We start from the raw sequence: 23,103 nt of genomic DNA on the forward strand, positions 1-23,103 counted from the left end.
ATTAAATTAGCTTCCGTTATCAATTTAAAAGATAAAAACATAATAAAATAAAAATACCATTATTTATTGGCTTTATATTCTAGAAATACATAATAAAAATACAATTATTAAATATATTTTAATCTTCAAATTAATGCTAACAATATGAATTCATCCCAAAATCTAACATCAACAATAACCAATTAACCTAAATGATTATGAAAAAAAATGTATTAAAAACCTGTGCCATCGCGTCACTTTTTTTAAGTTTAAATGCTTGTTCTACATCAGATGAACTAGAAAAAGACTCTATAGAACAAGCATCTCAGTTTAAAATTATTCAAGTCACTAAACATGATGGACGTCCGTTTAGCACAGGAAAACAAACGAATATTTCCACTGGAAGATATGTTGCAAATCCGGGTGGAGGTGTCATGATGCAAGCCTTCTACTGGGATGTGCCCGCAGGTGGAACGTGGTGGAATGTAGTCAATTCAAAAATAACAGCTTGGTCAAATGTAGGTATTGGTTCAATTTGGTTACCACCTGTTTCAAAAGCTCAAAACGGAGCGTTTTCTATGGGATATGATCCAACTGATTATTTTGATTTTGGTAATTTTAATCAAAACGGAACTGTTGAAACGCGTTTTGGTTCTAAAACCGAACTAGAAAGTTTAATAACAAAGGTTCATGCCGAAAACATGCAAGTGTATGCAGATATGGTTCTCAATCACAACAGTGGCGGGCAACTAGAGAGCAATCCATTTACAGGAACACAAACATATACTAATTTTACAGGTGTTGCCTCTGGTAAGTTTAAAAGAACAAGTGCTGATTTTTATAAAAATGCCTACGGAAATAATGATGAAGGTTTATTTGGAGGATTTCCTGACCTAGCTCACGTTACTCCAAATGTTCAAGACTGGCTCTGGAAAAGAGCTGATGGTGTAGGTAAATTTTATAAAAACACGATGAAATTTGACGGCTGGAGATTTGATTACGTAAAAGGTTTTGGCGCTTGGGTTATAAAGGACTGGAATACCAATGTAGGCGGATTCTCTGTAGGTGAACTTTGGGATTCTAATGTAAATATACTCAATGACTGGGCAAATAACGCCAATAGTTCTGTGTTTGACTTTGCTTGTTACTATAAAATGAATGATGCTTTTGATGGCAATAATCTAAATTTACTCAACGATGACATGATGTGGAAGAGAAATCCGTATAAGGCAGTAACCTTTGTTACCAATCATGATACTGATGAAATTTGGAAAAAAGAATTAGCATACGCTTACATATTAACGCACGAAGGATATCCAACTATTTTTTACCGTGATTATGAAGAGTGGCTAAATAAAACCAAATTGAATAATCTAATTTGGATTCACAACAACAAAGCAACCGGGAACACTTCTATTTTATACACAGATAATGATGAATACATAGCAAGAAGAAACGGATACAATGGCAATCCAGGATTAGTCGTTTACATCAATAACTCTTCAACCTGGCAAGAGCGCTGGATACAAACTAACTGGGCCAATGCACAAATTAAAGATTTCACTGGCAACTCTGGCTGGTACCCGACAACACAAGCTGACAAATGGGTAAAAATACAATGTCCTCCTAATGGATATTCTGTTTGGTCCATCAATATGTAATAGTTTTTCTTTGAGGCTGCCCTTTTTAGGCAGCCTCTTTTATTTGGAATCGTTTACACAATACGAAAATACCTTTTAAACAGATCAAATTTTCAAATAGCGTATATAAATAGTACTTTTGCAAACTATTGATATACATATGGGCTTTTTAGAAGAAATACAACGCAGAAGAACTTTCGGGATTATCTCACATCCTGATGCTGGAAAAACGACATTGACTGAGAAATTACTTCTTTTTGGAGGAGCAATTCAAGAAGCAGGTGCCGTAAAAAATAATAAAATAAAGAAAGGTGCTACGAGTGACTTTATGGAAATTGAACGCCAAAGAGGAATTTCTGTATCAACATCTGTACTTGCATTCAATTACCAAGACAAGAAAATAAACATACTTGACACACCTGGACACAAGGATTTCGCCGAAGACACTTTTAGAACTTTAACAGCAGTTGATAGTGTAATTGTAGTGATTGACGTAGCCAAAGGTGTAGAGGAACAAACTGAAAAATTAGTAGCAGTTTGTAGAATGCGTAAAATTCCAATTATCGTATTTATCAATAAATTAGATAGAGAAGGAAAAGATGCATTCGACTTAATGGATGAAGTTGAACAAAAACTTGGACTTACCGTAACACCATTGAGTTTCCCTATCGGGATGGGATATGACTTTCAAGGAATTTATAATCTTTGGGAACAAAACATCAATTTATTCAGTGGTGATAGTCGTAAAAACATAGAAGAAACAATTGCTTTCTCAGATGTGCAAAGTCCAGAGCTTGAAAAAATAATTGGTCAAAAACCAGCCGATAAACTTAGAGAAGAATTAGAGTTAATTGACGAAGTGTATCCAAAATTTGACAGACAAGATTATCTAGACGGAAAACTACAACCCGTATTCTTTGGTTCAGCCTTGAATAATTTTGGTGTTAGAGAACTACTAGATTGCTTTGTAGAAATTGCACCTTCACCAAGACCTAAAGATTCCGAAACAAGGCTAGTTGACCCAGAAGAACAAAAAATGTCTGGTTTTGTGTTTAAAATCCATGCCAATATGGATCCTAAACACAGAGATAGACTCGCTTTTATAAAAATTGTTTCTGGAACTTTTGAAAGAAACAAACCGTATTATCACGTAAGACAAAAGAAAAATTTAAAATTCTCTAGCCCAAACGCCTTTTTTGCAGAGAAAAAAGAAATTGTAGATATTTCTTATCCTGGAGATATTGTGGGCCTTCATGACACTGGAAATTTTAAAATTGGTGACACACTGACCGAAGGGGAATTAATGAGCTTTAAAGGAATTCCAAGTTTTTCTCCTGAGCATTTTAGATATATTAACAACGCTGATCCTATGAAAGCTAAACAGCTGGAGAAAGGAGTTGATCAGCTAATGGATGAAGGAGTAGCGCAATTATTTACTCTAGAAATGAACAATAGAAAAATTATTGGAACGGTGGGTGCTTTGCAATACGAAGTAATTCAATACCGTTTAGAACATGAATATGGTGCAAAATGTACGTATGAAAACTTTCCTGTACATAAAGCTTGTTGGGTAAAACCAAATGACCCAAAAAGTGAAGAATTTAAAGAGTTCAGAAGAATTAAACAAAAATTTCTAGCTCATGATAAATACGGTCAATTAGTATTTCTAGCAGACTCCGATTTTACTATACAGATGACACAAAACAAATATCCTAATGTGAAATTATTTTTTACTTCTGAATTTGAATAGTTCCGATCTAAATAAATACCAAAAAAAAACGCTAATCTTTCAATTAGCGTTTTTTTTGTTTTTTATATTTTTAAGCAACCATAACTTCTGAGTTAATTGCTTTTTTCAAGAAAGTTTTAATTAAAATTCTATTAGGAGCAGTACCTGATGTAATTACTTGTTTTTTTGTATTTGTTTCTTCGATAGAAGTATTTGATTTAGTATCTTGTTTAGAACCCATAAACCAAAGCACAAAATTCACATTATTTGTTGTACTCGTTTTAGTTATATTTTCATTTTTAACTGATACTATTTCAATAGGATTATTTTCAACAATGGTTTGTGAAGTTTGCGAAAAAGTTACATTAGAACACAATATAAAAAAGAAAAAAAGGCAACCTTTAAGTGTTAATTTATTGCAAACTAAAAACGAGAAATATTTCATAAATAATAATATTTTTTTTCGGGGAGTTGACATCCAAATCCGAAACAAAAGTATATCATTTGTTTAGTCGTAAAAAACATTTTCGACAAAGCACCATAATAGTCGATTAAAGAACAAAATTTAATATTAAAGCATGCAATAATAACGATTTAAACACATAGATTTCAGTTTAGTAATATCGATTTAACAAATTAGAATCCAAAACAATTTACCCAGTTATAACCTAAAAAAAAAAGCTCCAGTAAATATACTGGAGCTTTTGAAATTTATGCTTGACCGGCTGGGCCAAAGTTGAGCGGTATGGGCAACTGTTCCGTGTCTTTAATTTCGCCATGGGCAATTTCAAATCGATGGATATTTTCTCCAATAGCCTTTAATAATCGTTTAGCATGCTGTGGTGTCAAGACTATTCTTGATTTCACTTTAGCCTTAGGAATTCCAGGCATTATACTAACAAAATCTAAAACAAATTCTGAAGAAGAGTGATTGATAATTGCTAAGTTAGAATAAATTCCTTCTGCAGTAACTTCATCTAATTCTATATTAATTTGATCTTGTTGTTGGTTTGAATTGCTCATATCCTTGTATTAATAAATGTACTCCTCTTTGTTAGCCATCATATCATTGTAATCATCTTTTGACCCTACAATTGTAGCATCATATTCTCTCATACCTGTTCCTGCAGGAATTCTGTGTCCTACGATTACATTTTCTTTCAATCCTTCTAAGTAATCTATTTTACCTGCAACAGCAGCTTCATTTAATACTTTAGTAGTTTCTTGGAACGATGCAGCAGAGATAAATGATTTCGTTTGAAGTGAAGCTCTGGTAATACCTTGTAATACTGGAGTTGCTGTAGCAGTTACAACATCACGGGCAACAACAAGATTTTTATCAGTACGTTTCAATAAAGAGTTTTCGTCACGTAACTCACGAGGAGTAATGATTTGACCTTCTTTTAAAACGCTTGAATCACCAGCATCCTCAACAACCTTCATTCCGTAAAGCTTATCATTTTGAACAATAAAATCCTTAGTATGAATCAATTGATCTTCTAAGAATAAAGTATCACCTGGATCTTGTACTCTTACTTTACGCATCATTTGACGTATTACTACTTCAAAGTGCTTGTCGTTGATTTTTACCCCTTGTAAACGGTATACCTCTTGAATTTCATTTACCAAGTACTGTTGTACAGCAGCTGGACCTTGAATTCTTAAAATATCATCCGGAGTAATTGCACCGTCAGACAATGGCACACCTGCTCTTACGAAGTCATTTTCTTGAACTAGAATTTGGCTTGATAATTTAACCAAGTATTTTCTAACATCACCAAATTTAGATTCGATAACAATCTCACGGTTACCTCTTTTGATTTTTCCAAAAGAAACAACACCATCAATTTCAGAAACTACAGCTGGATTAGATGGATTACGAGCTTCTAAAAGCTCTGTAATTCTTGGTAAACCTCCTGTAATATCTCCTGATTTAGAAGAACGACGTGGGATTTTCACCAATACTTTACCTGCTTTAATTTTCTCACCGTTTTCAACCATCAAGTGGGCTCCAACTGGTAAGTTGTAAGAACGAATCAATTCTCCATCTTTACCGTAAACTAATAAAGTTGGGATTAATTTTTTAGCTCTAGATTCAGAAATTACTTTTTCTTGGAAACCAGTTTGCTCATCGATTTCAACCATGAACGACTGTCCTTGTTCTAAATCTTCGTAAGCAATTTTACCAGTAAACTCAGAAACAATAACTCCGTTATATGGATCCCATTTACAAATTACATCTCCTTTAGCTACAGATTGACCATCTGCAACAAAAATGCTTGAACCGTAAGGAATATTATTAGTACTTAATAAAATACCAGTTGTTTCGTCAATTAATTTTAACTCTGTAGAACGAGAAACAACGATATCAACTGAGTTTCCTTCGCTATCTTCACCTTTAACAGTTTTAAGATCTTCAATTTCAAGCTTACCAGCAAATTTAGTGATGATGCTTGATTCTTCAGATATACCACCCGCAACCCCTCCAACGTGGAAAGTACGTAATGTTAACTGTGTTCCTGGTTCCCCAATAGATTGTGCTGCAATTACACCAACTGCCTCACCTCTTTGTGTCATTTTACCTGTTGCAAGGTTACGACCGTAACACTTAGCACAAATACCTTTTAAAGCTTCACAAGTTAGTGGAGAGCGCACTTCAACTTTCTCGATAGGAGAAGCATCAATAGCTTTCATAATAGCTTCGGTAATTTGCTCACCAGAATGAACCAATACTTCGTTAGTCAATGGATTAATCAAATCTTGTAAAACTACACGTCCTAAGATTCTTTCTCCTAATGATTCTACAATTTCTTCGTTCTTTTTCAATGCTGAAACTTCAACACCTCTCAAAGTACCACAATCTTCGATGTTAACAATAACGTCTTGAGAAACATCATGTAATCTACGAGTCAAGTATCCAGCATCGGCAGTTTTCAAAGCCGTATCCGCAAGACCTTTACGAGCACCGTGAGTAGAGATAAAGTACTCAAGGATAGAAAGACCTTCTTTAAAGTTCGAAAGAATCGGGTTTTCAATAATTTCACCACCACCAGCAGTAGATTTTTTAGGCTTAGCCATCAAACCACGCATACCAGTTAACTGACGAATTTGTTCTTTAGATCCCCTTGCTCCAGAGTCAAGCATCATGTACACCGAGTTGAATCCTTGTTGATCTTCTCTAATGTTTTTCATTGCTAGCTCTGTTAATTGAGCATTTGCTGATGTCCATACATCAATAACTTGGTTGTAACGTTCGTTATTGGTAATAAGACCCATGTTATAATTTGCAGAAATACCTTGAACTTGTTCTCTTGCATCAGCAATTAACTGAGGCTTTTGATCTGGAATTCTAATATCTCCTAATGAGAATGACAATCCACCTTTGAAGGCAAATTTATACCCCATATCTTTCATATTGTCCAAGAAAGCAGCAGTTGTAGGAACATCTGTACAGCTTAATACGTGACCAATAATGTCTCTTAAGTTTTTCTTAGTCAATACGTCATTGATATAACCAGCAGCTTCTGGAACAACTTCGTTAAACAATACACGTCCAGCAGTAGTTTGAATCACTTTGTATACTAATTCACCTGCTTCATTGAAATCTTTAGCTCTAATTTTAACACGAGCATTCAACTCTACTCTTCCTTCATTTAAAGCGATATTTACCTCTTCTGCAGAATAAAAAGTAATTCCTTCACCTAAAATTTTCATTTCAGGAGTTGACAAACGTTCTTTGGTCATATAATAAAGACCCAAGACCATATCCTGAGATGGTACCGTAATTGGAGCACCATTTGCAGGGTTCAAGATATTGTGCGAACCTAACATTAATAACTGAGCCTCTAATATAGCTTCAGGTCCTAATGGTAAGTGTACCGCCATTTGATCCCCATCAAAATCCGCATTAAATGCCGTACAAACTAAAGGGTGCAATTGGATTGCTTTTCCTTCAATTAATTTTGGTTGGAATGCTTGAATACCTAGTCTGTGCAAAGTAGGAGCACGGTTTAGTAAGATTGGGTGACCTTTGATTACATTTTCAAGGATATCCCAAACTACAGGCTCTTTCTTATCTATTATTTTTTTAGCTGATTTAACAGTTTTAACAATTCCTCTTTCTATCAATTTACGGATAACGAAAGGTTTGTACAATTCTGCTGCCATATCTTTTGGGATACCACACTCAGATAGTTTTAATTCAGGTCCAACAACAATTACCGAACGAGCAGAATAATCCACACGTTTACCCAATAAGTTTTGACGGAAACGTCCTTGTTTACCTTTTAACGAGTCAGAAAGTGATTTTAAAGGTCTGTTTGATTCTGTTTTAACAGCAGATGCTTTACGCGTGTTGTCAAATAATGAATCTACAGATTCTTGTAACATACGTTTTTCGTTTCTCAAGATAACTTCTGGAGCTTTAATCTCCATTAATCTTTTCAAACGGTTGTTACGTATAATTACACGACGGTATAAATCATTTAAATCTGAAGTTGCAAAACGACCTCCATCAAGTGGCACAAGCGGACGTAATTCTGGTGGAATAACTGGAACCACTTTCATAATCATCCACTCAGGACGATTTTCACGGTTTAAGTTAGACTCACGGAAAGATTCAACTACTTGTAATCTTTTTAAAGCTTCTGTTTTACGTTGTTTAGATGTTTCATTGTTAGCGCTATGTCTTAACTGGTAAGACAATGCATCAAGATCAATTCTTGCTAACAAATCCATAATACACTCTGCTCCCATTTTGGCAACAAATTTATTTGGATCAAAATCATCTAAATATTGATTGTCAGCAGGAAGAGTATCTAAAATATTCAAATATTCTTCTTCTGTCAAGAAATCCAATCTTTGCAATGATTCACCATCAGGATTTTTAGCAATACCCGCTTGGATTACTACATATCTTTCGTAGTAAATAATCATATCTAATTTCTTAGAAGGAAGACCAAGGATATAACCGATTTTGTTTGGTAAAGAACGGAAATACCAGATGTGAGCAATCGGCACCACAAGATTGATGTGACCTACTCTATCTCTACGTACTTTTTTCTCAGTTACTTCAACACCACAACGGTCACAGATAATCCCTTTGTAACGTATTCTTTTGTATTTACCACAAGCACATTCGAAATCCTTAACAGGACCGAAAATTCTTTCGCAGAATAACCCATCACGCTCTGGTTTGTGCGTTCTGTAGTTAATTGTCTCTGGCTTTAAAACCTCTCCTCTTGATTCTTTCAAGATAGATTCAGGTGATGCAAGACCGATTGAGATTTTATTAAACCTTTTTACAGGGTTTTTATCTTTATTGTTGTTATTTCTATTATTCATCATAGTTTTTACTATTGATTTATTTGCAATTAAAAAATTGATTTGATTTTAGTCTAAAGTCAAATGTCATAAAGTTTTAAAGTCACGACTGACTTTTTACTTTTGACTTTCAAACTTTTGACTTAAACACTACCTCGGGTTACTTCTCTAAACTTCAAAGCTTTTTATTTTGAAGTGCTAGTTATAAAACACTTAGAGTTTATATAAAAAATCGGAACGGGTTACGGGTCTAAATCCTAAAAACTTATATAAATGCCAAAGTAGAGATGCGATTAATCGCATCTCTACAGTTGACAAAATTTATTTATTCTTCTAAACGAATATCAAGTCCAAGACCTTTCAATTCATGCATTAATACATTGAATGATTCTGGTAATCCTGGTTCTGGCATAGACTCACCCTTAACGATTGCTTCGTAAGTTTTAGCTCTACCAATAACATCATCAGATTTAACAGTCAAGATTTCACGTAGCGTACTAGAAGCTCCATAAGCCTCAAGTGCCCAAACCTCCATCTCTCCAAAACGTTGACCTCCAAATTGAGCTTTACCTCCAAGTGGTTGTTGAGTGATCAATGAGTATGGACCTATAGAACGTGCGTGCATCTTGTCATCAACCATGTGACCCAATTTCAACATGTAGATTACTCCAACAGTTGCTGCTTGGTGGAAACGCTCTCCAGTTCCTCCATCATATAAATGAGTATGTCCAAAACGTGGTACACCTGCCTCATCAGTCAAAGCATTTATTTGATCAAGTGAAGCACCGTCAAAAATTGGAGTAGCAAATTTTCTACCCAAGTTCATTCCGGCCCAACCAAGAACAGTTTCATAAATTTGACCAATGTTCATACGAGATGGTACCCCAAGTGGATTCAAAACAATATCTACTGGTGTTCCATCTTCAAGGAAAGGCATATCTTCATGACGAACGATACGTGCAACAATACCTTTGTTACCGTGACGTCCTGCCATTTTATCACCCACTTTCAATTTACGTTTCTTAGCGATGTAAACTTTAGCTAATTTTAAAATACCAGCTGGTAATTCATCACCTACAGTAATTGTAAATTTCTCTCTACGTAAAGCACCTTGTAAATCATTCAATTTAATTTTATAGTTATGAATTAAATCATTAACCATAGTATTAGTAGCATCATCAGCTACCCATTGACCTTTACTTAAGTGAGCAAAATCTTCAACAGCATAAAGCATTTTTTGAGTATATTTTTTACCTTTTGGTAAAACTTCCTCACCCAAATCATTCATTACACCTTGAGATGTTTTCCCGTTAACTATCAAGAAAAGTTTTTCAACTAATTTGTCTTTTAATTCAACAAATTTCACTTCAAACTCCATTTCAAGTGCTCCTAAAGCATCCTTGTCTTGTGTACGTTTACGTTTATCTTTCACTGCTCTTGCGAACAATTTCTTGTCTAAAACAACACCATGTAAAGAAGGAGACGCTTTTAAAGAAGCATCTTTTACATCACCTGCTTTGTCCCCGAAGATTGCACGAAGCAATTTCTCTTCTGGAGTAGGATCTGATTCTCCTTTTGGAGTAATTTTTCCGATAAGAATGTCACCAGGTTTAACCTCGGCTCCAATTCTAATCATACCATTTTCATCTAAATCTTTAGTAGCTTCTTCAGAAACGTTTGGTATATCATTCGTTAGTTCTTCGTTACCTAATTTAGTATCTCTAACTTCTAATGAATAATCATCAACGTGTATAGAGGTAAAAATATCATCACGAACTACTTTTTCAGAAATTACAATCGCATCCTCAAAGTTGTACCCTTTCCATGGCATAAACGCCACTTTCAAGTTACGTCCAAGAGCTAACTCTCCATTTTGAGTTGCGTAACCTTCCGAAAGTACTTGACCAGCAACAACTCTATCACCTTTTCTTACGATTGGTTTAAGGTTGATACTTGTACCTTGGTTGGTTTTTCTAAATTTAATTAAATTATATGTTTTTTCATCTGGTTCAAAACTAACCATTCTTTCTTCCTCAGAACGATCGTATTTGATAGTGATTATATTAGCATCAACGTACTCAATAACTCCATCACCTTCAGCATTTATCAATACTCTAGAATCTGAAGCAACTTGACGCTCTAAACCTGTACCTACAATTGGAGCTTCAGGACGAATCAAAGGAACCGCCTGACGCATCATGTTAGATCCCATCAAGGCTCTGTTCGCATCATCATGTTCCAAGAAAGGAATCAACGATGCAGAAATAGATGCAATCTGGTTAGGCGCAACGTCAGTATAATCAACTTTTGAAGGCTCAATTACTGGGAAATCACCTTCTTGACGAGCAATAACATCCTCAGCAGTAATTTTACCAGCAGCATCCATTTGAATGTTTGCTTGTGCAATCAACATACCTTCTTCTTCTTCAGCACTTAAGTAAACTGGAGTAGACTCTAAATCTACAACTCCGTTAGTTACTTTACGGTAAGGTGTTTCAATGAAACCCATTCCGTTTACTTTAGCATAAACACCAAGAGATGAAATCAAACCAATGTTTGGCCCCTCTGGAGTTTCAATTGGACATAAACGTCCGTAATGCGTATAGTGAACGTCACGTACCTCAAAACCAGCTCTCTCTCTCGAAAGTCCACCTGGTCCAAGTGCAGATAATCTTCTCTTGTGCGTAATCTCGGCAAGTGGATTTGTTTGATCCATAAACTGAGACAACTGGTTTGTTCCAAAGAAAGAGTTGATCACAGATGATAATGTTTTAGCATTAATCAAATCTATTGGTGTAAACACCTCGTTATCTCTAACGTTCATTCTCTCACGAATGGTTCTAGCCATACGAGCCAAACCTACACCAAATTGTTGAGACAATTGCTCACCAACTGTTCTTACACGACGATTAGATAAGTGATCAATATCATCAATCTCAGCTTTTGAGTTGATTAATTCAATCAAATATTTAACAATAGTGATGATATCCTCTTTGGTCAAGACTTGCTTTTCCATTGGGGTATCTAAACCTAATTTTTTATTAATTCTATAACGACCTACTTCACCTAAGTTATAACGTTGATCAGAGAAAAATAATTTATCAATGATACCACGAGCGGTTTCCTCATCAGGCGGTTCAGCGTTACGTAATTGTCTGTAGATATGCTCAACAGCCTCTTTTTCAGAGTTTGTTGGATCTTTTTGTAACGTATTGTGAATGATCGCATAATCACCTTGATTTGCATCTTCTTTGTGTAACAAAATAGATTTAACGTTAGAATCAATGATCTCTTCTACATTATCTTTATCGATAATTGTATCTCTATCAAGGATTATTTCGTTACGTTCGATAGAAACTACCTCACCAGTATCTTCATCAACAAAATCTTCATGCCATGTATTCAATACACGTGCCGCTAATTTTCTACCGATATATTTTTTAAGACCTGTTTTCGAAACCTTAATTTCTTCAGCAAGATCAAAAATTTCAAGAATATCCTTATCTCTTTCAAAACCAATAGCTCTGAATAAAGTAGTTACAGGAAGTTTTTTCTTTCTATCAATATACGCATACATTACACTATTGATATCTGTAGAAAATTCAATCCAAGAACCTTTAAACGGAATTACTCTCGCAGAATACAATTTTGTACCATTTGCATGGAATGATTGACCAAAGAAAACTCCAGGCGAACGATGTAATTGAGATACAACTACACGCTCAGCACCATTGATAACAAACGTACCACTTGGTGTCATGTAAGGAATTGTTCCTAAATAAACATCTTGAACAATCGTTTCAAAATCTTCGTGTTCTGGGTCAGTACAATATAGTTTTAACCTAGCTTTTAAAGGTACACTATAGGTAAGACCTCTTTCTATACATTCTTGAATTGTATAACGTGGTGGGTCTACAAAGTAATCAAGGAATTCTAATACGAAATTATTTCTCGTATCAGTAATTGGAAAATTCTCCATGAAGGTATTGTAAAGCCCTTCGTCACCTCTTTCGTCTGATTTAGTTTCTAATTGAAAAAAATCTTTAAACGATTTAACCTGAACATCTAGAAAATCTGGATAGTCAGGAATGTTTTTAGTTGAGGCAAAATTCAATCTTTCAGTCTGATTTGTTAGCATCAATGAACAAAATTTTGATTAAAAAGTAATTTTATAATACAAATAACAAGCTATTTGTATGCTTATTTTACAGTCATTACATCTTTAAAAACTAATTAAGGATAACTACTTTCTTATTATCTATTAATTTTTTTTCATCGTAATGGGTAAAATATATTTCGATAAATAAAATAAGTCTCTAAAAAACACTAGATTTTAATTATACGAAAAAATGGTTTAGGTCAAAAGGTGATTAAACCCATGACCTAAACCGTATTCATTAAACGGAGTTTAATTATTTAAGCTCAACAACAGCTCCAGCTTCTTCTAAAGATTTTTTAAGACCTTCAGCCTCTTCTTTAGTTACACCTTCTTTAACGTTACTTGGAGCGCTATCAACTACATCTTTAGCTTCTTTCAAACCTAAACCTGTAAGTTCTTTAACTAATTTTACAACTGCTAATTTAGAAGCACCAGCCTCTTTCAATACAACTGTAAATTCAGTTTGAACTTCTTCAGCAGCAGCTTCACCACCACCTGAAACTACTACAGCTGCAGCAGCTGGTTCGATTCCGTACTCATCTTTTAATATTGTTGCTAATTCGTTAACTTCTTTAACTGTAAGGTTAACTAATTGTTCTGCGAATTGTTTCAAATCTGCCATTTTTTTATCGTTTTAAAATGATTTGTAAAATATAATTTATTTATTGTGCGCGTAATTCGAATAATATTAGATAAAATCTAAAATTATTAAGCTTCAACTTCCTCAGAAACCTCTTCGCTACCAGCGAATTGGTTTTGTAAAGCAGAAATAACTCTCTGTGCAGGTGATTGTAATAATCCAATGATTTCACCAATAAGCTCTTCTTTAGATTTGATAGTTGCTAATGCATCTAATTGGTCATCACCTAAATAAATTTCAGAGTTAATGTAAGCACCTTTTAAAATAGGCTTAGCTGATTTTTTTCTAAAATCTTTAATGATTTTTCCAGGAGCATTAGCCACATCTGAAATAAAGATAGCGCTATTACCACTCAATACTGAAGGTAAATCACCATAATCATTATCAGAAGCTTCCATTGCTTTTGCAAGCAACGTGTTTTTTACAACCTCTAATTTTATACCTGCTTTAAAACAAGCTCTTCTTAAACTTGAAGTAGTTTCTGCATTAAGTCCTGAAATATCAGATACATATATAATATTTGTACCAGCTAACTGTGCAGTTAAATTTTCAATCGCGATTGATTTTTCTTCTCTAGTCATACTAAAAGTTATTAACTACCAATTATACTGCTTTAGGATCCAATGCAATAGCAGGACTCATTGTGCTTGTAAGGTGTATACCTTTAATGTATGTACCTTTAGCAGCAGTTGGCTTAAGTTTAATTAATGTTTGAATAATTTCGTGTGCATTGTCATAGATTTGCTCAGCTCCAAAAGAAACTTTACCAATTCCAGCATGAACAATTCCAGTTTTATCAACTTTAAAGTCAATTTTACCAGCTTTAACCTCTTGAACAGCTTTAGCAACATCCATAGTTACTGTACCTGTTTTAGGGTTTGGCATTAAACCTCTTGGTCCTAATATACGACCTAAAGGACCTAATTTACCCATAACAGCTGGCATCGTGATAATTACATCAACATCTGTCCAACCATCTTTGATTTTTTGTAAATAGTCATCAAGACCTACATAATCAGCACCAGCTGCCAAAGCCTCAGCTTCTTTATCTGGAGTAACTAATGCTAATACTTTTACATCTTTACCAGTACCGTGAGGTAATGTAACAACACCTCTTACCATTTGATTCGCTTTTCTTGGATCTACACCCAAACGAACTGCGATATCAACAGACTCATCAAATTTTGCAGAAGCTATAACTTTGATTAATGCAGCAGCATCTTTCAAAGAGTATAGTTTATTCTTCTCAATTTTAGAAGCAGCCTCTTTTTGCTTTTTTGTTAATTTTGCCATTTCTTTCTCTTAATTAAAAAGGAGCATCTCCTGATACAGTTATACCCATAGATCTAGCAGTTCCAGCGATCATGCTCATTGCAGATTCGATTGTGAATGCATTTAGATCTACCATTTTATCTTCAGCTATCGCTTTGATAACATCCCAAGTAACACTAGCTACTTTTTTACGATTTGGTTCACCTGATCCAGACTTTAGCTTTGCAGCCTCCAATAATTGAACGGCAGCTGGAGGAGTTTTTACAACAAAATCAAATGATTTGTCTTTATACACAGTAATTTGTACTGGGCATATTTTGCCAGGTTTATCTTGTGTTCTAGCATTAAATTGCTTACAGAACTCCATGATATTAACCCCAGCAGGTCCTAAAGCAGGTCCAACCGGTGGCGACGGATTCGCAGCACCTCCCTTAACTTGTAGTTTAACTACCTTACTAATTTCTTTAGCCATTTTTTAAAAAATTTAACACCATAATCATTGGAAGCGATTACAGTGGATATTATAGATGTAACAAAAATTATACTTTTTCAACTTGCATAAAACTAAGTTCTAATGGTGTTTTTCTACCGAAAATTTTAACCATTACTTCTAGTTTACGCTTTTCTTCATTTATTTTTTCAACCGAACCATTAAATCCATTAAATGGACCATCAATCACTTTAATTGTTTCTCCAACATTGAAAGGAATAGATCTAGTATCAGTATTTACAGCAAGTTCATCGACCTTACCTAACATTCTGTTAACTTCAGACATTCTTAAAGGAACAGGTTCACCACCTTTAATCTCACCTAAAAAACCAATAACACTTGTAATTGATTTTATGATATGAGGTATTTCACCAACAAGATTTGCTTCTATCATGACATAGCCAGGAAAGTAAACTTTATCTTTTACTAATTTTTTTCCCTCTTTAACAGTTACTACTTTTTCAGTAGGAACAAGAACTTGAGAAACATAATCAGTCATTTCTAATCTTGCAATTTCAGTCTCAATATAAGCTTTAACTTTATTCTCTTGGCCACTTACCGCTCTAACGACATACCATTTTTTTACATTCACATCTGCCATAACAAATAAATTAAGCTTTTATCCAGTTAAAAAATCCAGCTAAAGCTTTTGCGAAAATTTCATCAACTCCCCATGTTCCCAAGGCAAATAATACAGAAAATACAGCCACAACAATCGTGAGACGCTGTACCTCAGACCATTCTGGCCAAGTTACATTTGATTTCAACTCTTCAAATGCTTCTGATATGTAATTTACAACTTTTGTCATTGTGATATATTTTTTTGCACGGGCGGAGGGATTCGAACCCCCATCAACGGTTTTGGAGACCGCTATTCTACCCTTGAACTACGCCCGTAGAATAAAAAACAATGTCGTCGTTAAACGACATTGTTTTTGAATTTATTTTTTTTTGTAGATTAACCTACAATCTCAGTAACTTGTCCAGCTCCTACTGTTCTACCACCTTCACGGATAGCGAAACGTAAACCAACGCTCATTGCGATTGGGCTTAACAAAGATACATTGATAGTTAAGTTATCTCCTGGCATTACCATCTCTACACCTTCTGGTAAAGTAATAACTCCTGTTACGTCAGTTGTACGTACGTAGAACTGTGGACGGTAGTTGTTATGGAATGGAGTGTGACGTCCACCTTCTTCTTTTTTCAAGATATAAACCTCAGCTTTGAAAGTTGCGTGTGGCTTAACAGATCCTGGCTTAATGATAACCATTCCTCTTTTGATAGATTCTTTATCAACACCTCTTAACAATAAACCTACGTTATCTCCAGCTTCACCTCTATCAAGGATTTTACGGAACATCTCAACTCCAGTGATAGTAGAAGTCAATTTTTCAGCTCCCATACCAATGATTTCAACTGGATCTCCTGTGTTAGCAATACCTGTTTCGATACGACCTGTAGCAACAGTTCCACGACCAGTAATTGTAAATACATCCTCAACTGGCATCAAGAAAGGTTTTTCTGTATCTCTGATTGGCTCTTCGATCCAAGAATCTACAGCTTCCATCAATTCAAGAATTTTAGGAACCCAAGCAGCATCATTATTCAATCCACCTAAAGCAGAACCTTGAATAACTGGACAGTTGTCACCATCATATTCGTAGAAAGACAACAAGTCTCTAATTTCCATTTCAACAAGCTCTAACAACTCAGCATCATCAACCATATCCACTTTGTTCATGAAAACTACCATTCTAGGAATACCTACTTGGCGACCTAAAAGGATGTGCTCACGTGTTTGTGGCATTGGTCCATCAGTTGCAGCTACAACAAGAATAGCTCCATCCATTTGAGCAGCTCCTGTAACCATGTTCTTCACGTAATCCGCGTGACCTGGACAGTCAACGTGTGCATAGTGACGATTAGCAGTTTCATACTCAACGTGAGATGTATTAATTGTAATACCTCTTTCTTTTTCTTCAGGAGCATTATCAATTTGATCAAATGATTTTGCTTGACAGTAACCAGCATCAGATAATACTTTTGTGATTGCTGCTGTTAAAGTAGTTTTACCGTGATCTACGTGTCCGATCGTACCAATATTTAAGTGTGGTTTCGAACGGTTAAAGGTTTCTTTTGCCATTTTACTTAATTTTAATCTTGTTATATATTAATTTTTATTTCCTACTTACTTGAGCCAACTACGGGAATTGAACCCGTGACCTCTTCCTTACCAAGGAAGCACTCTACCTCTGAGCTAAGTCGGCAGAACCTCTTATCAAAGAGCTCGAATTACAATTTGGGAATTTTTCAATTCACCAACCACAATTCAAGTTTTTCTTGTGGGGAGAGCAGGATTCGAACCTGCGAAGTTCACACAGCAGATTTACAGTCTGCCCTCGTTGGCCGCTTGAGTATCTCCCCAACTTTTTTTATTTTATACCTCAATAATTTGAGCCGGCGGAGGGACTCGAACCCACGACCTGCTGATTACAAATCAGCTGCTCTAGCCAACTGAGCTACGCTGGCAAATCAATAAAAAAAGTCCGCTATTTCTAACGGACTGCAAATGTATAGATTTTATCTCTCAATCAAAACATTTTTTGAAAAAAATTTATATTAAATATGAGAACTAATCTTTTCTTTTCTCTTGAGCAACATTCGCTCTAGAGATTCTGAAGACAACTCTATCGCTTCTTCAAAGGTTTTACACTGCTTTTTGACCAGAAATTCATCACCTGGAACAATTATTTTTACTTCGGCAATTTTATTTTCTTTTTCACTAGTTTTCTCAACTTTCAAAAAAACATCCGACGATACAACCTTGTCATAGTACTTTTCTAATTTATCCAATCGCTCTTGAACAAAATCAACTAGCTTCTTGTCAACTGTAAAGTTAACTGCGTGTACACTTACCTTCATAATCTTCTTTTTTTTAATGGTTCAAATTGTATTATTCTTTTCTCGCGGGTGCGCTTTTGCATATACATTTTTAAGCTCAGCTAAACTGTTATGGGTATAGACTTGAGTAGAAGCTAAACTTGAATGTCCGAGCAACTCTTTAACGGAGTTTAAATCAGCCCCATTGTTTAACAAATGAGTAGCAAACGTGTGCCTTAAAATATGAGGGCTTTTTTTTAACTTTTCAGATATATTACTAAAGTACGAATTTATTAATCGATACACAAAAGAATCACTTAATTTATCTCCTTTTTTGGTTAAAAAAAAACACTCTTCATCATTAATCATAACTAGCGTTCTTCTTACTTCTTGATAACGAGATATTTGATCTTTAAGTATAGGCAACAACGGAACTATTCTTTCTTTATTTCGCTTTCCTAATACTTTTATAGTGCTGTTTGACAAATTTACATCTGAATTTTTTAAATGTATTAACTCGGTCCGGCGAATTCCGGTAGCATAAAACAACTCTACAACTAGAGCGTTTCTTATTTGCTCAAAGCCTTCAGAATATTGAGTTTCAAACAAAAGATTTTGCATTTCATTTTCCGAAAAAGGTATTTGTACTTTTTTAGCTGTTTTGAGAGCTTTATGTTTTAGTAAAGGACTTGTCTCAATTTGCTTTATTTTCATTAAAAATTTAAAGTAGGCTTTAAGGGAAGCCACTTTACGATTGACAGAACTATTCGAAACCGACTTATCCACTAGTGAGACTATCCAGTTTCTTATTTGAGCATAATGAACATGATCTATAGTTTCTTGGTCAAATTCTTTTTTAATGTATTCCGAAAATGCATCTACATCCACACAATAAGCCAAAATGGTGTGTGCTGAATATTTTTTCTCCAAGGTGAGATAATCTCGAAATGCATCTTTATTAGTAGCCATAAAAAAACCGATAGCATCAAAGTTATTAAATTTTGATGACTAACGGTTTTATTTTTCTGTAAAATAGATTAACTCTCTAAGTTATCTCTCATATTTTGGATATAAGCCGCTTTTTGAATTTTGATTCTATTCGTTACTGAAGGCTTAATAAAAGCAGTACGTGCTCTTAATTGACGAACAGTTCCTGTTTTATCAAATTTTCTTTTGTAACGTTTTAACGCTCTATCGATATTTTCTCCGTCTTTAATTGGTATAATTAACATAATATAGACACCCCCTTTCTTTAGGCTGCAAAAGTAGGATAATAAAGTGAACTAACAAGTGTTTGGATAATTTTATTTAATTTTACCCATAAAATAAAGTTTATGTGGTTTATCGTAATTTCTACCCTATTGCTTTTCGCAAGTATTTTACCCTATATGCCACTCACACATTGGTTCTATAGATTTTTTGAGTTTGGCAAAATTCAGATACTTATTTTACAAATTACGGCTTTAGTCTGTAGTTTTATCTTAATCGACGAACTGGATGTTTGGATAAAGATTCTTCAGTTATTGACTTTAATAAGCATTATAATCCATCTTGCAACCCTTTATAAGTATACCTCTTTTCACAAGTCAGTACAAAGAGAAGCTTGTGATATTTCTTCAGAATTAATTACTGTCCTTTCGGCAAACGTATTTCAAGAAAATAAAGAACATGAGAAATTTATAGCTTTAGTTCACAAATACAATCCGGATATTATTTTAACCATGGAATCTGATGAAAATTGGGAAAAGGCACTATTAGTTTTGGATCACAAATACAGATACAATGTCAAAGTAGCCTTGAACAACACCTATGGAATGCATTTATATTCTAAATTAAAAATAACAAATCACAATGTTCATTATTTTGTGGCGAATGATCTACCCAGTATTGAGGCTAAAATAAGAACTGCTGACAATTTTGAATTCACTTTTTTTGCTGTTCATCCGCCACCGCCAAGTCCTACTGAAGAAGAAAATTCTAAAGAGCGTGATGGAGAACTTTTGAGTATTGCAAAAAAAATAAAACAAAACGCCGATACCTGTGTTGTAGTTGGGGATTTCAATAATGTAGCTTGGGCAAAATCCTCAATCCTTTTTAGAAAAACCAGCGAGACAATTGACGGAAGAATTGGTCGCGGATTTATTTCAAGTTTTCATACCAAATATTGGTTTTTAAGATTCCCTATTGATCTGATGTTTCACACACCAGATGTATTTATTGATGAATTAAAAAGTTTAGAACATTTTGGATCTGATCATTTTCCAATATACACAAAGTTTTTCATCAACAAGAAAACATCCGTACAACAACACTTAACAGAAAACTTAGAAGAAGGAGAACATGAGATTGTTCAAGAAATAATCGAAGAAGGCATAAACGAAAAAAGCGACAATCGTAACTGATTGTCGCTTTCTTTATAGTTTTAAAAAATACTGACGGATTCTACAACTTTTTGTAAATCGCTATTTCTTTAATTTAACTATTTTTTTTATCTACAAAAATCAGAAAATTAGAAATTTTTTAAACTCAATATCCTTTGTCTGAATTAATTTCAGACCAGCTATTATTTCACAGCCGGCTCATAATTTTGATTATCAATAATCATTTTTCCTAAAATTTCTTTTAAGATTTCTGATGTACCGCCACCGATAGGCCCTAAACGACTATCTCTAAACAAGCGTGCCAATGGGTACTCTTCCATGTAACCGTAGCCTCCTAGCATTTGTAAACAACTGTAAATGGTCTCATCGGCTACTTTTGTAGATTTCAATTTTGCCATTGTCGCTTCTTTAACTACATATTCCCCCTTATCAAGACGGGCTACTGCAGCATAATTGAAAATTTTACAATGTTCAACCTCCGTTGCATGTTCTACAAGGGTATGTCTTAATGCTTGGAACTTACTGATTTTTTTACCAAAAGCCTCACGTTGCGACATATATTCAATAGTATAATCAATAGCATATTCACCTCTAGCATGCGCATTGATAGCCATAATCAAACGCTCTAAAGCAAAATGCTGCATGATATAAGGAAAACCTTTACCCTCTTCACCCATTAAATTTTCAACAGGAATCTCCACATTGTCAAAGGCAATTTCAGCCGTATCCGATGCTCTCCAGCCTAGTTTATCAAGTTTTGAAGCTGATATTCCTTTTAAACCCGTATCCATCAAAAAAATACTAATTCCCTTGTTACCAAGTTCTGGATTTGTTTTGGCAGCCACAATGTAATAATCAGCATATATACCATTAGTAATAAATGTTTTTGAACCATTGATTACATATTTGTCCCCTTTTTTAACGGCGTTCGTGCGCATTCCCGCAACATCACTACCCCCAAAAGGTTCCGAGATACATAAAGCACCTATTTTTTTTCCAGCGATACTCGGGACCAAGTAATCTTGTTTTATCCTTTCATCACCTTCTGCATTTAAGTGTGTCATAGCCAAATAAGCATTAGCCCACATGGCTGCAGCAAAACCTGATGATTTTATTTTTTGTAATTCCTCAAGGAAAATAACCGTGTAAAATAAGTCTAAACCAAGACCGCCATATGCCTCTGGGTAAGCAATACCAAAATAACCCATTTCCCCGAATTTCTCCCAAATAAAGCGCTCTATTGTTCCTGTTTTTTCCCATTTCTCAATGTGCGGAACCACTTCTTTTTGTAAAAAACCTTTTAAACTTTCTCTAAATGCGTGGTGCTCCTCTGTGAAGTAAATTGAATTCATATGTTTTTTTTCTTTTTAACAAATTTTAAATTGATAGAAACTAGATACAAAGTCAGTTTCTTGATAAGTGACAAAAAATCAAAATTGGAAAGAACAATAAAATTACGTTTGTACAAATTATGATAAAAAAACGTACTTTTTATTCTAGTTTTTTGATAGTTCTATTTAAAGTCCAAATATAAGGCAATTATTTTTGCTTTATCAACAGGAAATCCCTTAATTTTTGTTAAATCCTCAATATTTTTTATGTTTCCATTCATACTTCTATATGTTACAATTTCTTTAGCAAGTGCATATCTAAAGTAATGAAACGTGCTAAGTTCTTTTAAAGACGCATTATTGATGTCAACTTTCTTGATATTAGGAAGTGTTCCAACTTTAAAATGAATGTTCAGTTTTTCTAAAACTTCTGGTGACAGGCCCCATATTTCATCCATTTGCTCCATTGAGACAAACCCTCCAAGAGTTTCTTTTTGTTTTAAAATTCGGGTAGAAATAGCATCTCCTATTCCGTAGACCTTCATCAAAGCATCTTTATCGGCTTGATTGATATCTAATACTGATACCTTTTCTTTTTTGGCGAAAGCCTGATACTCCTGATTTTTATATTCTTTATAAGGAGACGTGCCTTTTTTATACTCAACCCAATTAGGGAACTTAAACAAGGGAGACATGGTTTCAAGTAATGAATCTGAAATTTGTGTTACCCGTTGAAATTCTTCTGGGGAGTTAACAAATTTATTCTGTTTTCTAAAAGCAAGTAACCTGTCTATTTCTTGTGTAGACATTCCTAATTTATAGCCTTTGTAATCTGAAATAAAATTGGGATTGAATGCATACTGTTGTTTTGGTAAATTTTTAGTAACATTCTTCTCGTAATCTAAACTTGACTGCAACGCAATCCACTGTAACTCCTGCGGCGACTGTTTAATACTAGGATTAAAATCATAGCAATAGTAACATATTTGTAAAATAAAAATAAGAGTAAATAATACTATAATTCCAAGACGTTGTTCTTTATTGAACTTAAAAAAAGATTCAAAAGTTTTGAAGTCCATAATCTAATTAAAATCATTAAAAGTTAGATGCGTATAAAAATAAAAAAAATAAAGAATCAACCGTCAAACAGTATGAGAATTTAAAAGTTTTTAAAACAAAAATATAGGAGTAATTATAATAAATTGACAAAAAAGACTTCAAAAAGGATTTTAAAACATTTTTTATGAGTTAAAAATCAATTATTGTTTTTATTTTTT

At 34.3% G+C, this 23,103-nt stretch carries 19 protein-coding genes and 4 tRNA genes; 3 read left to right on the top strand and 20 right to left on the bottom strand.

The features are described 5' to 3' along the window. The first annotated feature begins 197 nt into the window (after window positions 1-197). Window positions 198-1,640 (top strand): alpha-amylase, encoded by a 1,443-nt coding sequence (locus DNC80_RS11510; protein WP_182651354.1) that lies wholly within the window; start codon window positions 198-200, stop codon window positions 1,638-1,640. Between the two features lie 139 nt (window positions 1,641-1,779). Beyond that, the gene (locus DNC80_RS11515) at window positions 1,780-3,369 is read left to right on the top strand and encodes a peptide chain release factor 3 (protein WP_182651361.1); all 1,590 of its coding nucleotides are present in this window, start codon (window positions 1,780-1,782) and stop codon (window positions 3,367-3,369) included. 70 nt (window positions 3,370-3,439) lie between these two features. On the opposite strand, the gene DNC80_RS11520 is transcribed toward DNC80_RS11515, so the two are convergent. From DNC80_RS11520 to rpsU, 18 genes are all read right to left on the bottom strand, one after another. Continuing rightward, window positions 3,440-3,793: a hypothetical protein gene (locus DNC80_RS11520; RefSeq protein WP_182651355.1), complete on the bottom strand. Its 354-nt coding sequence runs from the start codon at window positions 3,791-3,793 to the stop codon at window positions 3,440-3,442. 266 nt (window positions 3,794-4,059) lie between these two features. Continuing rightward, window positions 4,060-4,371: a DUF3467 domain-containing protein gene (locus tag DNC80_RS11525; protein ID WP_144889107.1), complete on the bottom strand. Its 312-nt coding sequence runs from the start codon at window positions 4,369-4,371 to the stop codon at window positions 4,060-4,062. Window positions 4,372-4,380: 9 nt separating this feature from the next. Further along, the gene (gene rpoC, locus DNC80_RS11530) at window positions 4,381-8,694 is read right to left on the bottom strand and encodes a DNA-directed RNA polymerase subunit beta' (protein ID WP_182651356.1); all 4,314 of its coding nucleotides are present in this window, start codon (window positions 8,692-8,694) and stop codon (window positions 4,381-4,383) included. Window positions 8,695-8,995: 301 nt separating this feature from the next. Further along, window positions 8,996-12,808, bottom strand: a complete 3,813-nt coding sequence (gene rpoB / locus DNC80_RS11535) for a DNA-directed RNA polymerase subunit beta (RefSeq protein ID WP_144889109.1) — start codon at window positions 12,806-12,808, stop codon at window positions 8,996-8,998. Window positions 12,809-13,082: 274 nt separating this feature from the next. Further along, window positions 13,083-13,451, bottom strand: a complete 369-nt coding sequence (gene rplL / locus DNC80_RS11540; protein WP_114754963.1) for a 50S ribosomal protein L7/L12 — start codon at window positions 13,449-13,451, stop codon at window positions 13,083-13,085. A gap of 86 nt (window positions 13,452-13,537) precedes the next feature. After that, on the bottom strand, window positions 13,538-14,050 hold the full coding sequence (rplJ, locus tag DNC80_RS11545; RefSeq protein WP_086455316.1) for a 50S ribosomal protein L10: 513 nt from the start codon (window positions 14,048-14,050) through the stop codon (window positions 13,538-13,540). A gap of 22 nt (window positions 14,051-14,072) precedes the next feature. Further along, window positions 14,073-14,762, bottom strand: coding sequence for a 50S ribosomal protein L1 (rplA, locus tag DNC80_RS11550; RefSeq protein WP_039111376.1), 690 nt, complete (start codon window positions 14,760-14,762; stop codon window positions 14,073-14,075). A gap of 13 nt (window positions 14,763-14,775) precedes the next feature. Continuing rightward, a complete protein-coding gene (gene rplK, locus DNC80_RS11555; protein WP_182651357.1) occupies window positions 14,776-15,213 on the bottom strand; it encodes a 50S ribosomal protein L11 in 438 nt (145 codons plus the stop codon). Window positions 15,214-15,280: 67 nt separating this feature from the next. Next, window positions 15,281-15,832 (bottom strand): transcription termination/antitermination protein NusG, encoded by a 552-nt coding sequence (gene nusG, locus DNC80_RS11560; protein WP_086455317.1) that lies wholly within the window; start codon window positions 15,830-15,832, stop codon window positions 15,281-15,283. A gap of 10 nt (window positions 15,833-15,842) precedes the next feature. After that, window positions 15,843-16,040: a preprotein translocase subunit SecE gene (gene secE / locus DNC80_RS11565; RefSeq protein WP_086455318.1), complete on the bottom strand. Its 198-nt coding sequence runs from the start codon at window positions 16,038-16,040 to the stop codon at window positions 15,843-15,845. A gap of 17 nt (window positions 16,041-16,057) precedes the next feature. After that, window positions 16,058-16,128, bottom strand: a tRNA-Trp gene (locus tag DNC80_RS11570). A gap of 61 nt (window positions 16,129-16,189) precedes the next feature. Beyond that, on the bottom strand, window positions 16,190-17,377 hold the full coding sequence (gene tuf / locus DNC80_RS11575) for an elongation factor Tu (RefSeq protein WP_144889110.1): 1,188 nt from the start codon (window positions 17,375-17,377) through the stop codon (window positions 16,190-16,192). Window positions 17,378-17,429: 52 nt separating this feature from the next. Next, window positions 17,430-17,501, bottom strand: a tRNA-Thr gene (locus DNC80_RS11580). A gap of 76 nt (window positions 17,502-17,577) precedes the next feature. After that, a tRNA-Tyr gene (locus tag DNC80_RS11585) sits at window positions 17,578-17,658 on the bottom strand. Between the two features lie 31 nt (window positions 17,659-17,689). Next, a tRNA-Thr gene (locus DNC80_RS11590) sits at window positions 17,690-17,763 on the bottom strand. 90 nt (window positions 17,764-17,853) lie between these two features. Beyond that, window positions 17,854-18,156, bottom strand: coding sequence for a ribosome hibernation-promoting factor, HPF/YfiA family (gene hpf, locus DNC80_RS11595; protein ID WP_144889111.1), 303 nt, complete (start codon window positions 18,154-18,156; stop codon window positions 17,854-17,856). Window positions 18,157-18,177: 21 nt separating this feature from the next. After that, entirely contained in the window at window positions 18,178-19,083 is a 906-nt protein-coding gene (locus tag DNC80_RS11600; RefSeq protein ID WP_182651358.1) for a tyrosine-type recombinase/integrase, read from the bottom strand. A gap of 68 nt (window positions 19,084-19,151) precedes the next feature. After that, the gene (rpsU, locus tag DNC80_RS11605) at window positions 19,152-19,346 is read right to left on the bottom strand and encodes a 30S ribosomal protein S21 (RefSeq protein ID WP_035670421.1); all 195 of its coding nucleotides are present in this window, start codon (window positions 19,344-19,346) and stop codon (window positions 19,152-19,154) included. Window positions 19,347-19,448: 102 nt separating this feature from the next. Between rpsU and DNC80_RS11610 the strand changes: the two genes are divergently transcribed. Beyond that, complete coding sequence (locus tag DNC80_RS11610; RefSeq protein WP_255493235.1) at window positions 19,449-20,516, top strand: endonuclease/exonuclease/phosphatase family protein; 1,068 nt, start codon at window positions 19,449-19,451, stop codon at window positions 20,514-20,516. Window positions 20,517-20,677: 161 nt separating this feature from the next. Here the strand turns inward: DNC80_RS11610 and DNC80_RS11615 are convergent, their stop codons facing one another. Together DNC80_RS11615 and DNC80_RS11620 are read right to left on the bottom strand one after the other, a co-directional pair. Beyond that, complete coding sequence (locus tag DNC80_RS11615; protein ID WP_182651359.1) at window positions 20,678-21,847, bottom strand: acyl-CoA dehydrogenase family protein; 1,170 nt, start codon at window positions 21,845-21,847, stop codon at window positions 20,678-20,680. A 161-nt stretch (window positions 21,848-22,008) separates the two neighbouring features. Beyond that, complete coding sequence (locus tag DNC80_RS11620; protein WP_182651360.1) at window positions 22,009-22,905, bottom strand: helix-hairpin-helix domain-containing protein; 897 nt, start codon at window positions 22,903-22,905, stop codon at window positions 22,009-22,011. Between the last annotated feature and the right edge of the window lie 198 nt (window positions 22,906-23,103).

Origin of the sequence: Flavobacterium sp. SOK18b (assembly GCF_014156605.1) — a bacterium.
Lineage (GTDB): Bacteria > Bacteroidota > Bacteroidia > Flavobacteriales > Flavobacteriaceae > Flavobacterium > Flavobacterium tiangeerense.

Coding starts and splice junctions, on each gene's coding strand:
- rpsU (WP_035670421.1), bottom strand. CDS start 19,346: ATGTTAATTATACCAATTAAAGACGGAGAAAATATCGATAGAGCGTTA.
- secE (WP_086455318.1), bottom strand. CDS start 16,040: ATGACAAAAGTTGTAAATTACATATCAGAAGCATTTGAAGAGTTGAAA.
- rplA (WP_039111376.1), bottom strand. CDS start 14,762: ATGGCAAAATTAACAAAAAAGCAAAAAGAGGCTGCTTCTAAAATTGAG.
- rpoC (WP_182651356.1), bottom strand. CDS start 8,694: ATGATGAATAATAGAAATAACAACAATAAAGATAAAAACCCTGTAAAA.
- tuf (WP_144889110.1), bottom strand. CDS start 17,377: ATGGCAAAAGAAACCTTTAACCGTTCGAAACCACACTTAAATATTGGT.
- DNC80_RS11620 (WP_182651360.1), bottom strand. CDS start 22,905: ATGGACTTCAAAACTTTTGAATCTTTTTTTAAGTTCAATAAAGAACAA.
- rplL (WP_114754963.1), bottom strand. CDS start 13,451: ATGGCAGATTTGAAACAATTCGCAGAACAATTAGTTAACCTTACAGTT.
- DNC80_RS11525 (WP_144889107.1), bottom strand. CDS start 4,371: ATGAGCAATTCAAACCAACAACAAGATCAAATTAATATAGAATTAGAT.
- nusG (WP_086455317.1), bottom strand. CDS start 15,832: ATGGCAGATGTGAATGTAAAAAAATGGTATGTCGTTAGAGCGGTAAGT.
- hpf (WP_144889111.1), bottom strand. CDS start 18,156: ATGAAGGTAAGTGTACACGCAGTTAACTTTACAGTTGACAAGAAGCTA.
- DNC80_RS11615 (WP_182651359.1), bottom strand. CDS start 21,847: ATGAATTCAATTTACTTCACAGAGGAGCACCACGCATTTAGAGAAAGT.
- DNC80_RS11520 (WP_182651355.1), bottom strand. CDS start 3,793: ATGAAATATTTCTCGTTTTTAGTTTGCAATAAATTAACACTTAAAGGT.
- DNC80_RS11600 (WP_182651358.1), bottom strand. CDS start 19,083: ATGGCTACTAATAAAGATGCATTTCGAGATTATCTCACCTTGGAGAAA.
- rplJ (WP_086455316.1), bottom strand. CDS start 14,050: ATGACTAGAGAAGAAAAATCAATCGCGATTGAAAATTTAACTGCACAG.
- DNC80_RS11515 (WP_182651361.1), top strand. CDS start 1,780: ATGGGCTTTTTAGAAGAAATACAACGCAGAAGAACTTTCGGGATTATC.
- DNC80_RS11510 (WP_182651354.1), top strand. CDS start 198: ATGAAAAAAAATGTATTAAAAACCTGTGCCATCGCGTCACTTTTTTTA.
- rpoB (WP_144889109.1), bottom strand. CDS start 12,808: ATGCTAACAAATCAGACTGAAAGATTGAATTTTGCCTCAACTAAAAAC.
- rplK (WP_182651357.1), bottom strand. CDS start 15,213: ATGGCTAAAGAAATTAGTAAGGTAGTTAAACTACAAGTTAAGGGAGGT.
- DNC80_RS11610 (WP_255493235.1), top strand. CDS start 19,449: ATGTGGTTTATCGTAATTTCTACCCTATTGCTTTTCGCAAGTATTTTA.